This window comes from Kocuria carniphila, assembly GCF_004136555.1.
GTDB lineage: Bacteria > Actinomycetota > Actinomycetes > Actinomycetales > Micrococcaceae > Kocuria > Kocuria carniphila.
Genome location: NZ_NOIT01000001.1, coordinates 249976 through 264445 on the forward strand (window position 1 = coordinate 249976; position 14470 = coordinate 264445).

A 14470-nucleotide genomic window follows, 5' to 3' on the forward strand; every position below is an offset into this window, starting at 1 on the left:
GCGGTCAGGCCACCTGGTTGATGATCGCCTCGGCGACCTCACGCATGGACAAGCGGCGATCCATCGAGGTCTTCTGAATCCAGCGGAACGCCTCGGGTTCGGACAGGCCCATCTTGGTCTGCAGCAGGGACTTGGCACGCTCCACGAGTTTGCGCGTGGCGAACTGTTCCTTCATGTCCGCGACCTCGTTCTCGAGCGCGGAGATCTCCTCGAAGCGGGACATGGCGATCTCAATGGCCGGCACCACGTCATCCACAGTGAATGGCTTGACCACATACGCCATGGCCCCCGCTTCACGGGCTCGCTCCACGAGTTCACGCTGGCTGAAAGCCGTGAGCAGCACGACGGGAGCGATCCGCTCCTCGGCGATGTGTTCCGCCGCGGTGATGCCATCCATGACGGGCATCTTCACGTCCATGAGGACGAGGTCTGGTGTGTGCTCACGAGCGAGGTCCACTGCGCGCTGACCGTTCTCGGCTTCGGCCACCACGTTGTAACCGGCTTCGCGGAGCATCTCGACGATGTCCATGCGGATCAACGCCTCATCCTCGGCGACCACAACGGTCTTGGTGGGGGCACTCGATGGAGCCGGAGTGGACGCTTCGGGCGATTCCGTCACGAGGGAACTCCTTGGTTAGCTGGGGAATCGAACTGAACACCGCATCAAACCACGTCATGACGACAGGTCTCGCATGAGACACGCCACACGAGAAGCCGTGCGCGGTGCGTTGGTCTTCAGCCTACCGCTCATCGTGTAAGCTGTTACCCGCTGCTCACAGCCAATGGCTTGTGAATCTGCACGACACTTGCCCAAGTGGCGGAATTGGCAGACGCGCTGCACTCAAAATGCAGTATGGAAACATGTGTGGGTTCGAGTCCCACCTTGGGCACCATAAACCGCCTAGTGAAAGCGGTAGAGAAACGGCCTCGTTGACACGGGGCCGTTTTTCGTTGGTGCGGACAGGCTAATTCTTGCTCCCCTGCGACTGAGGTGGCGGGAGGACCCTCATCAACACCTCATGCGCCACTGGAGCCCTTCCAGCTCCCCCAAAAGGTTCTAACGACGTTTCAGGCGTAACAAAGGGTTCTAGAGGCGCCCAGAATGTGAGCGGGCCTTGCCGGTACTGGGGTTGGAGCAACGGGAGATCATAGGCGAACTCGGAGTCATGAGCTGCCCACGTTCCAGGTGGCGGGAGGACCCTCATCAACACCTCATGCGCCACTGGAGCCCTTCCAGCTCCCCCAAAAGGTTCTAACGACGTTTCAGGCGTAACAAAGGGTTCTAGAGGCGCCCAGAATGTGAGCGGGCCGTGGTGGAATCCCGGGGCGGCGGCGTCGTCGGCGGAATCCTAGTGTCGCCGCGGATGGAACCGGGGCGCGGCGGCGTCGTCGGCGGCCGGTAGCGCGATAAAAAGTAGGCGCCGGGATCTGGGGCCTGCGATGAACCCGAGAACTTTTCCAGAACCCACGGCCGTGAGCATCTGTGGCAGAGAAACGCACGGCCAACATCTGGGGACGAGGTTCGCCACTCAAACCCCGTCAACGCTACGAACCTCTGCCAAGAATGCCGCGCGAAGGCCCAGGACACGAACCCGTGCCCCAAATGTTCGGGGCAGGCCCAGGGACTCCCACCTAGGTGCCCTCACGCCGCTGTCGGAATCACGAGCATTTCTAGTGCACACGTCAGGCGCTATTGGAACCCTCCATCACGGCTGATGTTTCGTGAGAACCCTCTTGGAGGCGCCGAAGGGGTTCTAGCGGCGCAACAGGTGTTCGGCACGGTTCTGACGGCGCGCCACATGTCGCGCAGGGGCCCGGAGGCACCGCGGGAAGGGCACCGAGGGAAAGGCACCGAAGGCAGGGAACCGAGAGAAGGGCACCGGCACGAGAATCCAGGGCCAGCCGACGTGAAACCCACCGCCCACACAACGACGGCGACCCGCGCACCTGAGTGCACGGGTCGCCGAGGTCATTCACGCAGCGGAACTAACCGATCACGGTTCGCGCCAGGCGGCGGAACCGGGAAGGCTTTCGCGCCAGGGGCCGACGCGCTCGTGCTCTTCGCGCACGGGTGCCTCGCCGGCGTCATCCAGATCTCCCACGCGGTGGACCTTGACCAGGTTGGTGGAACCGGCCACACCAGGAGGTGAGCCGGCGCAGATGATCACCAAATCGTCGGGACCGGCCAGGCCCTTCTCAAGCATGTAGTGGTCAACCTGTTTGGTCATCTCGTCGGTGTGGTGAACCTGCTTGACCATGATGGGATGCACGCCCCATAGCAGCGACAGCAGGGCCATCACGTTCTGCACCGGGGTGAACGCCAGGATCGGGCGGCTGGGGCGCAGTCGGGACAAGCGGCGAGCCGAATCACCGGACTGGGTGAACGTACAGATGTAGTTCACGTCCAACTGACGGGCCATCGTCACGGCCGCCCGGGTCACGGCGCCGCCGCGAGTACGGGGCTCGGTGCCCAGCGGGGGCATGCGGTCCATGCCCTGGGTCTCGGTGGCCTCGATGATCTTGGCCATCGTCTCGATGGTCTGGACCGGGTACTTGCCCACGGAGGTCTCACCGGAGAGCATGACCGCGTCCGCACCGTCGAGCACGGCGTTGGCGCAGTCGGAGGCCTCGGCGCGAGTGGGGCGCGGGTTGTCAATCATGGACTCGAGCACCTGAGTCGCAACGATCACGGGCTTGGCCCAGCGGCGGGCCAACTCGATGGCGCGCTTCTGCACGATCGGCACGGCCTCGAGCGGGAGCTCCACACCCAGGTCACCACGTGCGACCATGATGCCGTCGAACGCGTCGATGATCTCGTGGAGGCTGTCCACGGCCTGCGGCTTCTCGATCTTGGCGATGACCGGAATCTTCCGGCCTTCTTCCTTCATGATCTCGTGCACGCGGGTGATGTCCTTGGCGTCGCGCACGAAGGACAGAGCGATGATGTCCACGCCGCGCTGCAGCGCCCAACGCAGGTCGTCCTCGTCCTTCTCGCTCAGCGCGGGGACATTGACGGCCACGCCGGGGAGGTTGATGCCCTTGTGGTTGGACACGGGCCCGCCCACGATGACCTCGGTCTCCACGGTGTTGTCGGTGACCTTGGTGGCTTTGAGCGCCACCTTGCCGTCGTCGATCAACAGCGGATCGCCCACGTTGACGTCACCGGGCAGACCCTTGTGAGTCGTGGAGGCCAGTTTCTGGGAGCCCTCAACGTCATCGGTGGTGATGGAGAACGTGTCCCCCACCTCGAGGTTGTACGGACCATTGGCGAACGCGCCCAGACGGATCTTGGGGCCCTGCAGATCGGCGAGGATGGCCACCGTGGTTTCGAGTTCTTGGCTGGCCCGTCGCAGATTCTCGTAAGAGGCGTTGTGAACGTTGTGATCACCGTGGCTCATGTTCAGGCGAGCCACATTCATACCGGCCTGAATGGCCTGGGTGATGTGCTCGTACGAGGAAATAGCCGGGCCAATGGTGGCCACGATCTTCGCTCGACGCATGGGTGATTCCCTTTCGGTCGGAGACTACAGGGGGAAAACAGCAAAATGGCCGCGATGAAACAGCGCGAAGCTGCTCCAGCACGGCCACTTTGCCGGAATTCACTCCCCAGCTTAGCAACGGGGGCCATGTATTGATACGGCCAGGGCGGCGGTTCGCCCGGCTTTAGCTACAGGCTCAAATCAATAGCACGTTCCGACGGCGTCACGGGCTGCGGCAGGCGCGTTTGTCCGGTCAGGTGACGCTCCACCTCGGCAGCGCACGCGCGGCCCTCCGCAATCGCCCAGACCACCAAGGACTGACCGCGGCCGGCGTCGCCGCACGAGAATACGCCGTCGACGGCGGTCATGTACTGCTCGTCGCGCGCCACGTTGGCGCGGCGGTCGAGTTCCACGGACAGCTGCGAGGTCAGCTCGTCGGACTCGTTGCCGGTGAAGCCCAGCGCCAGGAACACGAGGTCGGCCGGAATGATCTTCTCGGTCCCTTCCTTGGGAACACGGCGGCCGTCGTCCAGGTACTCGGTTTCGGCAACCTTGAGCCCCGTGACGTGGCCGTTCTCATCGCCCACGAACTCCACCGTGGACGCCAAGTAGGTGCGTTCACCGCCTTCCTCGTGGGACGAGGAAACCTCGAAGACCTTGGGCATCATGGGCCACGGTTCTTCGTCCGCGCGGTCCACCGGCGGCTTGCGACCGATCGCCAGTGACGTCACCGACGCCGCGCCCTGCCGGTGTGCGGTGCCGATGCAGTCTGATCCGGTGTCGCCACCGCCGAGCACGATCACGTTCTTACCCCGTGCGTCGATCAGATCGGGTACCTCGTCCCCCGCCGACAAGCGGTTGGAACGCACGAGGTAGTCCATGGCGTGATGGATGCCCTGCAGATCGCGCCCGGGGATGCCCAATTCGCGGGGGCGTGTGGCACCGGTGGCCACGATCACGGCATCGTAGCGGCGCCGCAGGACGTCCCACGTGATGTCCTTACCGATCTCGATGCCGGTACGGAAGCGGGTTCCTTCGGCTGCCATGACGTCCAAGCGACGATCCACCACGGACTTCTCGAGTTTGAAATCGGGGATGCCGTAACGCAGCAGACCGCCAATGCGATCATCACGTTCGTACACCGCCACCGTGAACCCGGCCTGCGTCAATTGCTGTGCGGCCGCCAGACCCGCCGGACCCGATCCGACCACGGCCACGGTCTTACCCACCAGACGTGCGGGGAGGAACGGCTTGACGTAGCCCTCGTCGAAGGCCATTTCGCCGATCTCGTACTCGATCTGCTTGATGGTCACGGCCGGTTGATTGATGCTCAGCACGCACGAGGACTCGCACGGAGCCGGGCAGACGCGGCCTGTGAACTCCGGGAAATTATTGGTCGCGTGCATCCGCACAACGGCCTCATCCGTCTGGCCGCGCCAGACCAGGTCATTCCACTCGGGAATCAGGTTCCCGAGCGGGCAACCCTGGTGGCAGAACGGTACGCCGCAGTCCATGCAGCGACCGGCCTGCTCGTGCAGGGTCTGGGAATTCTGCCGTTCCTGGACCTCGTTCCAGTCCATGATGCGGACGGGAACCGGACGCTTGGGACGGTCTTCGCGGTGTCGAACTTTCAGAAAACCACGGGGATCAGCCACGCGTGGTCACCTCCAAAATCTTGAGCCAGGTGCCGTCGCCGTCCGGGTCGTCCCCGGCGGCCTCGGCCTGATTACGCAGCGACAGCACCGCGGAGTAGTCCCGCGGTAGCAGCTTGGTCATGCGCGCGATGGTGTCGTCGGCGTTCTGCAGCAGCGTGGCCGCCCAGTCCGATTCGGTTTCCTCGCCGTGGCGCTTGATCAGCCCCAGAACCAGTTCCCTATCCTGTTCGTCCAGGGTGGCCACGAGCAGTTCACCGGTCTCCCGGGCTTGCTTGTTGATATCCGATTCGTCCAGGTCCAGCACGTACGCGACGCCGCCGGACATGCCCGCGCCGAAGTTCCGGCCGGTCTCCCCCAGGATCAGGGCGACGCCGCCGGTCATGTATTCGCAGCCGTGGTCACCGATGCCCTCGACCACTGCGGTGGCACCCGAGTTACGCACCAGGAACCGCTCGCCCACGGTGCCGCTGAAGAACATTTCCCCACTCGTTGCACCGTAGCCGATCACGTTGCCGGCAATTACGTTCTCGTGGGTCGGGAAGCTCGCGTCACGGGGTGGTCGCACCACGATGCGCCCGCCGGACAGGCCCTTACCCGTGTAGTCATTGGCGTCGCCCTCCAGCCGCAGCGTGATGCCGCGCGGAATGAACGCGCCCAGTGACTGGCCCGCTTCACCGGTCAATGTGACGTCGATGGTGTCGTCAGCGAGTTCTTCGAGGCCCAAGGCCTTCGTCACCGTGTACCCGAGCATCGTTCCCACGGCGCGATCGGTGTTGATCACCTTTTCCATGACCCGCACGGGCTCGCCCTTCTCGATCGCGGGCGATGCCAGCGGGATCAGCTTGTTGTCGAAATGATCCTCCAACTCGTGATCCTGCGTGCGCGTGTTCCGCAGACCGTCCTTGACACCCGGTGACTGGAACGAGTCCAGGATGGGGCTCAGGTCCAGGCCCTTGGCCTTCCAATGGTCGATGGCGTCGCGGGTGCGCAACACCTCGGCGTGCCCCACGGCCTCCTCGATGCTGCGGAAGCCCAGCTGAGCCAGGTACTCACGCACTTCTTCGGCAATGAATTCGAAGAAGTTCACCACGTGCTCGGCCTTGCCCGTGAACCGCTTCCGCAGTTCGGGATTCTGGGTTGCAACGCCTACGGGGCAGGTGTCCAAGTGGCACTTGCGCATCATGATGCAGCCCTCGACCACGAGCGGCGCGGTGGCGAAACCGAACTCCTCGGCACCCAGAAGTGCCGCAATCACCACGTCACGGCCGGTCTTGAGCTGACCGTCCGCCTGTACGACCACGCGTTCGCGCAACCCGTTCAGCCGCAGGGTCTGCTGCGCCTCGGCCAGACCCAACTCCCACGGCATACCCGCGTGCTTGAGCGAGTTCAGCGGCGCCGCACCGGTGCCGCCGTCGTGACCGGAAATCAGGACGACGTCGGCCTTGGCCTTGGTCACGCCCGCCGCCACCGTGCCGATCCCGCGTTCGGACACGAGCTTGACGTGCACGCGCGACTTGGGGTTCGAGCGCTTGAGATCGTAGATCAGCTGCGCGAGGTCCTCGATCGAGTAGATGTCGTGGTGCGGCGGGGGTGAGATCAGGGAGACACCCGGTGTCGAGTGCCGCGTACGAGCCACCCAGGGGTAGACCTTCTGCGCCATGAGCTGGCCGCCTTCACCGGGCTTGGCACCCTGGGCCATCTTGATCTGCAGGTCGTCCGCGGTGGCCAGGTACAGGCTGGTCACACCGAAGCGACCGGACGCAATCTGCTTGACGGCCGAGCGACGTTCGGGGTCCATCAGACGTTCCGGGTCCTCGCCGCCCTCACCCGTATTGGACTTGCCGCCCAACCGGTTCATGGCAATCGCGAGGGTCTCGTGAGCCTCCATGGAAATGGAGCCGTAGCTCATGGCACCGGTCGAGAATCGCTTGACGATCTCGCTCACGGGCTCCACCTCATCGATCGAGATGGGCTTCCGATCCGAGGTGAAGCTCATGAGACCGCGCAGGGTGGCGATCTCCCGAGCCTGATCGTCCACGCGTGCGGTGTAGGACTTGAAGATGTCGTAGCGGCCCGTCTGCGTGGCGTGCTGCAGTCGGAACACCGTGTGCGGGTCGAACAGGTGACGCGGTCCTTCGCGGCGCCAGTCGTACTCGCCGCCGATGGCCAGGTCACGGTGGGGTTCGGTGACGCCGTCCTCGGGGTAGGCCAGGCGATGGCGGGACGCGGTTTCCTCCGCGATCACATCCAGACCGACACCCTGGATCTGTGTGCGCGTTCCGTAGAAGTACGCGTTGATCAGCTCGCTCGACAATCCCAGCGCCTCGAAGGTCTGGGCGCCACAGTAGGACTGCACGGTGGAGATACCCATCTTGGACATGATCTTCTGGACGCCCTTGCCGAGCGCCTTGATCAGGTTGTAGACGGCTTCTTCCTCGGTCACGCCGGTGATCTCGCCGCGGCGCACCAGTTCCTCGGCCGATTCCATGGCCAGGTAGGGGTTCACAGCGGAAGCGCCGTAACCCAGCAGCAGCGCCAGGTGGTGCACCTCGCGAACGTCACCGGATTCCACGATCAGCGCGACCTTGGTGCGGGTAGCTGAGCGCAGCAGGTGGTGGTGCACCGCAGAGGTCAACAGCAGGGACGGGATGGGTGCCCAGGCACCATTGGAGTCACGATCGGAGATGATCACGAACTGCACGCCGCGGTTCACAGCCGTGGAGACCTTTTCGCAGATCTCCGCGATGCGCGTCCGAAGCGATTCTTCGCCGCCATCGGGGCGGTACAGGCCGCGCACCTTCAGCGTGAGTGCGGCGCCGTCCTCGTCGTCCAGGTGAAGGATCTGGTCCAACTGATCATTGTTGATCACCGGGAAGTCCACCTTGATCAAGCGTGTCTTCGCCTGTTGTGTGGCCAGCAGGTTCGCCATGGGGCCCACCGCTCCGGTCAGCGAGGTCACCAATTCCTCGCGGATGGCGTCCAGCGGAGGGTTGGTCACCTGTGCAAAGGACTGCACAAAGTAGTCGTAGAGCAGCCGAGAGCGGTCCGACAGCACGGCCACGGGGGTGTCGGTACCCATCGCATAAATGGGTTCCGCGCCGGCCACGGCCATGGGACCGATGATCTTCTTGAGTTCTTCCTCGGTGTAGCCGAAGGTCTTCTGACGCAGCCGCACGGAGGACGCCGGGTGGGTCATGTGCTCGCGTTCGGGCAGCTCGCCGATCGGAACAATCGAGTCCTGGACCCACTCGCGCCACGGCTTGGCGGCGGCCAACTCGGCCTTGATCTCGTGGTTCTCGACGATCCGGCCTTCTTCGGTATCGACCAGGAACATGGTGCCCGGGGACACGCGGCCCTTACGCACCACCTTGCGGTCACCGATGTCGATGACACCGACCTCCGACGCGAAGATCACCAGACCGTCCTCGGTCTCCCAGAAACGCCCCGGGCGCAGACCGTTGCGATCCAACACGGAACCCACACGCTTGCCATCCGTGAAGGACACACACGCCGGGCCGTCCCACGGCTCCATGAGCGTCGAGTGATACTGGTAGAACGCCCGCAGATCCGGGTCCATGCTCTCGTGGTTCTCCCACGCCTCCGGGATGAGCATCAGCATGGTTTCGGTGACCGGTCGTCCGGCGAGCTGCAGCAGCTCCGCAACCTCGTCCAGGGACTGGGAGTCCGAGGCACCTTCCGAGCAGATCGGGAACAGCTCTTCGGGGTTGCGTCCCAGCACGGCACCGGACATCGAGGACTGGCGCGCGCGCATCCAGTTGCGGTTTCCCATGACCGTGTTGATCTCGCCGTTGTGCGCCAGGGTGCGCATGGGCTGAGCGAGCGGCCACGACGGGAACGTATTGGTCGAGAACCGCGAATGCACCACGGCGAGCTTGGTCGTGAACCGTTCGTCGGACAGATCAGGATAAAAGGGCTGCAACTGAGCGGTGGTCAGCATGCCCTTGTACACGAGCGTGCGTGAGGAGAAGCTCGGGAAGTACACGCCGAACTTGTTCTGCGCGCGCTTACGCACGCGGAACACCTTCTGGTCCAGTTCCAGCTGCAAGTGCGTCGGATCGAACGACGCCGCCGCGCCGGGTTCGAACAGGCTCGCGCCCCGTGCGTTGTGGCGTTCGTCCGCGACGAAGAACTGCACGAACGTGGGCATGACGGCGCGAGCGGAGGCGCCCACGGCGTCGTCGACGACCGGGACGTCACGCCAACCAAGCACGCGCAGACCCTCCATGACGGCGAGATCCTCAAGTGCGCGCTGCAGTGGTTCGAGGTGCTGGCCACCGGTGGGCATGAACGCGGTGCCGACCGCGTAGGCGCCCATCGGGGGCAGCTGGAAGTTCACGGTGTCCCGGAAGAATGTGTCGGGAATCTGCGTGAGGATGCCGGCGCCGTCGCCGGTGCCCTCGTCGCCGCCCACGGCACCGCGGTGCTCGAGGTTGCGCAGGGCGGTGAGAGCGGCTTCCACGATGTCGTGGGTGGAGTTGCCGTCAAGGGTGGCCACCACGGCCAGGCCGCATGCGTCTTTCTCGTCCTCGCCGCGGTACAGGCCGTGGTCCTCGGGCTGTGTGGAAAACGCCCGGAACGGGGATTCCGCGGGAGGTAGCTCCGAACGCGAGTCAGGGTGGCCCGTGTCGCGGTTGACCGCGTCGGTGACGATGTTGGTCACGGGGGCTACTTGATTGACGTGGCTCATAGGGAGCTCCTCACCGGGTTGGTGGGCAGGTCTGAAGTGTCAACGATGCCCGGGCAACTGGGGTGGAGTGCGGACGGACATCATCTGATCCAGATGACAAATGTGTCCGCGGCGCTGCGAACCACTGGGTCGGGCTCGGAAAGACCGACGGATCACCACCGAACGCGGGACTCGCATGATGACGAATCCCCGGTGCGGCGCACGGGTAATTTACCACGATCCGAAATTCGATTGTGAGCGTCGACACCCGACGTAAAACCCCCGGCGTTGGCCGGGGGTTCAACGTGGTACGCGCCGCTCAGCGGAGCGCCGAGTGCGCGGCACCGTTCGCGGGTATTTCTGGATTTCTGCGGACTTTGACAGTTATTGCGGCAAATAATGCAATGCCGAACAGGATCAGGGCCAATGACGTCCACACGTGGACCCTCTGACCAGCGATCATCAGCGCGGGATCGATGCGCAGGAACAGCTCGATCATGAGCCGCCCCAGGCCGTAGTACACCAGATACAGGGCGAACACGCGGCCGTGCGTGAGCTGGAATCGCCTACCGAGTGTGATGAGAATCACCACACCCGCCAGGTTCCACAGGCTCTCGTAGAGGAAGGTCGGATGAAACAGGGTGTCCGCGGGAAGACCATCCGGGAAGTTCGCGGACGTGGGGTCGATCTGCAGTCCCCAGGGCGCATCAGTGGGTTTGCCGAACAACTCCTGGTTGAACCAGTTGCCCCAGCGGCCAATGCCCTGAGCCAACAGCAACGAGGGTGCCACGGAGTCCGCGAAGTACCACAGGGGTACACCGTTCTTCCGAGACACGAGCCATGCGGCACCGGCCCCGAAGAGCACGCCTCCCATGATGCCCAGGCCGCCCTCCCAGATCTTGAGCGCGTCCAAGGGGTTCGCTCCCGGACCGAAGTAGCCGACGGGATCCGTAATGAGCACGTGGTAGGCGCGGGATCCGATGATGCCCGCGATCACGGCCCAGAACACGATGTCCCACAGCACGTCGGGATCTTGGTCCCGGGCCTTCCAGCGGCGCATGGTGAGCCACACGGCCGCGGCCATGCCGAGCAGAATGCACAGGGCGTAGAAGTGGATGGTCAGCGGCCCCAGCGAGATGCTGCTGATATCCGGCGAGGGAATAGCTGCGGCAATCACCGGAGGCATCAGCCGCGACCGGAGAGTTCAGCGGCCAAGCGGCCGACGGCCTCGGGACCGCCCTCGCCCAGGGCGCGCACGAGTGCGGTTCCCACGATCACACCGTCCGCGTACGCGCCGATCTCCTCGACATGTCCGCGGTTGGACACGCCCAGTCCCACGCACACGTTCTCGGCTCCGGCTTCGCGGGCGCGCGCAACGACGTCCTCGGCGGCCGAGGACACCTGGTCACGGGCCCCGGTGACGCCCATGATGGAGACCGCGTAGACGAATCCGGAGGACGCCTTGACGGTCATGTCCATACGCTCACGCGTGGTGGACGGGGCCACCAGGAAGATCCGGTCAAGACCGTACTTCTGGGAAGCCTCAAACCAGTCGCCTGCCTCATCGGGAATGAGGTCCGGGGTGATCATGCCCGCTCCCCCGGCTTCGCGCAGACGGCGGGAGAATTCGTCCACGCCGGTCTGCAGCACCGGGTTCCAGTAGGTCATCACCACGGGTACGGCGTCCGTGCGCTCGGAGACTGCCTGAACGACCGTGAACGCGTCTGCAACCCGCACACCGTTGGCCAGTGCCTGAGTGGTCGCGTTCTGGATCACGGTGCCGTCCATGACGGGATCCGAATACGGGATGCCGATCTCGATGATGTCCGCGCCGTTCTGGCCCAGGGCCACCGCGGCTTCCACGGACTCTTCCACGGTCGGATAGCCGGCCGGGAGGTAACCGACCAGCGCGGGACGACCTTCCGCCTTACACTGCGCGATCCGCGCGGCGAGCTTCGAGTCGGGATTACGGGTGAGGTCCTTGGGGAGGATGCGTTCTGCCAAGCCGCCCACTCCGGGACGGACGGATTCGGGGGCGCTCACAGTTGTTCACCTTTCTGACCGACCTGCTCCTCATGGCTGTCCTCGGGGAGCATGTCGAACCATTCCGCGGCCGTGGCCACGTCCTTGTCGCCGCGTCCGGACAGGGACACCACAATGATCTTTTCCGCGGCCGCCTCCGGGCCGAGGTCCTTGACCCAGCGGCCCGCAAGATCACGGGCGCCGGCCAGGGCGTGCGAGGACTCGATCGCGGGAATGATGCCCTCCGTGCGGGACAGCAGTTTGAAGGCCTCCATGGCCTGCGTGTCCGTAATGGCCTCGTACTTCACGCGGCCGATCGCGTGCAGGTGCGAGTGCTCCGGACCCACGGCCGGATAGTCCAGTCCCGCAGAGATCGAGTGCGATTCGATGGTCTGGCCGTCCGTGTCCTGCATCAGGAACGTCTTGGCACCGTGCAGTACACCCGGACGACCCAGGGTGATGGTGGCCGCGTGACGACCGGTGTCCACGCCGTCTCCACCGGCCTCGTTGCCGTAGAGCTCGACCTCGGCGTCGTCCAGGAAGCCGTGGAAGATTCCGATGGCGTTGGACCCGCCACCCACACACGCCGTCACGGCGTCAGGCAGGCGACCGGCCTTCTCCAAGATCTGTTCGCGCGCCTCTTCACCGATCTGCTCGTGGAAGTAGCGCACCATCGCGGGGAACGGGTGCGGACCGGCAGCGGTACCCAACAGGTAGTGCGTGGTGTCCACGGAGGCCACCCAGTCACGCAGAGCTTCGTTGATCGCGTCCTTGAGCGTGGCGGAGCCGTGGGAGACGGGCACGACCTCGGCACCGAGCAGCCGCATGCGGGCCACGTTCAGGGCCTGGCGGCGAGTGTCCTCCTCGCCCATGTAAATGCAACATTCCATGCCGAACAGTGCCGCGGCGGTCGCGGTCGCCACGCCGTGCTGGCCTGCGCCGGTCTCAGCGATCAGGCGGTTCTTGCCCATGCGCTGGGCGAGCAGGGCCTGACCGAGCACGTTGTTGATCTTGTGCGAACCGGTGTGGTTGAGGTCCTCACGCTTCAGGAACACGCGGGCGCCGATTGATTCACCGAAGCGCTTGGCCTCGGTCAGCAGGGAGGGGCGACCGGAGTAGTCGCGGGACAGCCGCTTGAACTCGTCCTGGAACTCGTCATCCACCCGTGCCTTGTCGAAGACCTCGGTCAGCTCGTCCAACGCGGCCACGAGAGATTCGGGCATCCACCGGCCACCGAAGTCACCGAAGTACGGGCCGGGGGCGTTCTTGAGGGAACCCTCGCCGGAACCGGGCGACGCAGCGCCGTCGGCGGATGCGGCAAGTTGCTGGGCTGCGAACTCGGCCTGGGCGGCCGGGGGCTTCTTGCCCGCCAGGAAATCCGCGCGGGCGGCCGCACCCACGTCGCGGAACCGGGAAATGGTGCGTGCGGGATCGTCGGACTTGACCAGGACCTCACCGGTCAGCACCGCGTTGGCCCCGTGACCCGCATAGAGCTTGATCTGGTCCTCGCCGGCGACACCGGACTCGGCGATGATCACCGCGTCCGTGGGAATCTGGTCCGCAAGGCGACCGAATGTGTGGACATCCACCTCGAGGGTCTTGAGGTTCCGGGTGTTCACGCCGATGATCCGCGCGCCCACGGCCACGGCGCGTTCGATCTCCTCGGGCGTGTGAGTCTCGACCAGCGCGTGCATCCCGAGCTCGTGGGTCAGGTCCAGGAAGCGACGCAGGGTCTCGTCATCCAGGGCGGCCACGATGAGCAGCACCATGTCCGCACCGTGCGCGCGGGCCTCCCAGATCTGGTACTCATCCACCGTGAAGTCCTTGCGCAGCACCGGGACATTCACGGCCTGGCGCACGGCGTCCAGATCGGTGAGCGAACCGCCGAATCGACGCTTCTCGGTCAGCACCGAAATCGCGGAGGCACCACCCTGTTCGTAGGACGCGGCCAAAGCAGCCGGGTCCGCGATGTCCGCCAACGCACCCTTGGACGGGCTGGACCGCTTGACCTCGGAGAGCACCTGGACCGAACCGGGCTCCTCACCGCGCAAGGCACTTTCCGCGTCCAGCGCCGGAGCCTGAGCCTTGGCGGTGCGCTGCAACTGCTGCAGACTCACCACGGCGCGGCGGGCTTCGAGATCCTCGCGCACCCCCTCGATGATCTGGTCGAGCACCGTGTTGGTGCGTTGCTGACTCATGCAAATCCTCACTTACATTTGTTCCGTCATCGGTCGGGTCACAACCCGCCCGTATGACGATGACCAGTTCCGCCGCGCTGGGAACTGGTCATGGTCTGGTGAACCGGTGACGCACATGGGCGCGCACCGGTCCTGAGATCACGCTGCTCAGTGGTTGTGCTTCTCGCTGCCCTTGCCGTGGCCCATGACCTTGAGGACGGCACCCACGATGAGGCCCACCACGATCAAACCGATGCCCACTACGGTGACGGGGGTCGAGGCAATGGTGAAGCCCACGCAACCCACGATCACGCCAACGGCCATGATGGCGATGCAGGCCCACGCGGCAACAGTATTGCCGTGACCGACAGCGGCCGTGTGGTCCAGGATGACTTGGTTGGTGTTCGACATGTGTGTCCACTCTCCCGTGCCGGTTGAGCCGTGCGGCTC

At 64.7% G+C, this 14470-nt stretch carries 8 protein-coding genes, 1 tRNA gene and 1 pseudogene; 1 reads left to right on the top strand and 9 read right to left on the bottom strand.

What is annotated here, in order from left to right; translation table 11 throughout:
* Window positions 1-4: 4 nt before the first annotated feature.
* On the bottom strand, window positions 5-619 hold the full coding sequence (locus EWV37_RS01025; protein ID WP_095798141.1) for an ANTAR domain-containing response regulator: 615 nt from the start codon (window positions 617-619) through the stop codon (window positions 5-7).
* A gap of 189 nt (window positions 620-808) precedes the next feature.
* Here EWV37_RS01025 and EWV37_RS01030 point away from each other — a divergent pair.
* Window positions 809-893, top strand: a tRNA-Leu gene (locus EWV37_RS01030).
* Window positions 894-1994: 1101 nt separating this feature from the next.
* Here EWV37_RS01030 and pyk read toward each other — a convergent pair.
* The 8 genes and pseudogenes from pyk to EWV37_RS01065 all read right to left on the bottom strand — a co-directional run bounded on the left by pyk (window position 1995) and on the right by EWV37_RS01065 (window position 14431).
* Window positions 1995-3500: a pyruvate kinase gene (gene pyk / locus EWV37_RS01035; protein ID WP_129699453.1), complete on the bottom strand. Its 1506-nt coding sequence runs from the start codon at window positions 3498-3500 to the stop codon at window positions 1995-1997.
* A 167-nt stretch (window positions 3501-3667) separates the two neighbouring features.
* A complete protein-coding gene (locus tag EWV37_RS01040; RefSeq protein ID WP_129699454.1) occupies window positions 3668-5134 on the bottom strand; it encodes a glutamate synthase subunit beta in 1467 nt (488 codons plus the stop codon).
* Window positions 5127-9842 (bottom strand): glutamate synthase large subunit, encoded by a 4716-nt coding sequence (gene gltB / locus EWV37_RS01045; protein WP_095798144.1) that lies wholly within the window; start codon window positions 9840-9842, stop codon window positions 5127-5129. The genes EWV37_RS01040 and gltB overlap by 8 nt, the downstream gene beginning before the upstream one ends.
* Before the next feature lie 298 nt (window positions 9843-10140).
* The gene (gene lgt / locus EWV37_RS01050; protein ID WP_129699455.1) at window positions 10141-11007 is read right to left on the bottom strand and encodes a prolipoprotein diacylglyceryl transferase; all 867 of its coding nucleotides are present in this window, start codon (window positions 11005-11007) and stop codon (window positions 10141-10143) included.
* Window positions 11007-11825 carry a tryptophan synthase subunit alpha gene (gene trpA / locus EWV37_RS01055; RefSeq protein WP_371514750.1) on the bottom strand — a complete coding sequence of 273 codons (819 nt, stop codon included), beginning with the start codon at window positions 11823-11825 and terminating at the stop codon, window positions 11007-11009. The genes lgt and trpA overlap by 1 nt, the downstream gene beginning before the upstream one ends.
* 35 nt (window positions 11826-11860) lie before the next feature.
* Window positions 11861-13216: a tryptophan synthase subunit beta gene (trpB, locus tag EWV37_RS15820; RefSeq protein ID WP_371514751.1), complete on the bottom strand. Its 1356-nt coding sequence runs from the start codon at window positions 13214-13216 to the stop codon at window positions 11861-11863.
* A 69-nt stretch (window positions 13217-13285) separates the two neighbouring features.
* Window positions 13286-14041 (bottom strand): annotated as a pseudogene (trpC, locus tag EWV37_RS15825) (indole-3-glycerol phosphate synthase TrpC); the annotation flags it as partial.
* A gap of 147 nt (window positions 14042-14188) precedes the next feature.
* Window positions 14189-14431, bottom strand: coding sequence for an HGxxPAAW family protein (locus tag EWV37_RS01065; protein WP_095798147.1), 243 nt, complete (start codon window positions 14429-14431; stop codon window positions 14189-14191).
* Window positions 14432-14470 lie beyond the last annotated feature (39 nt).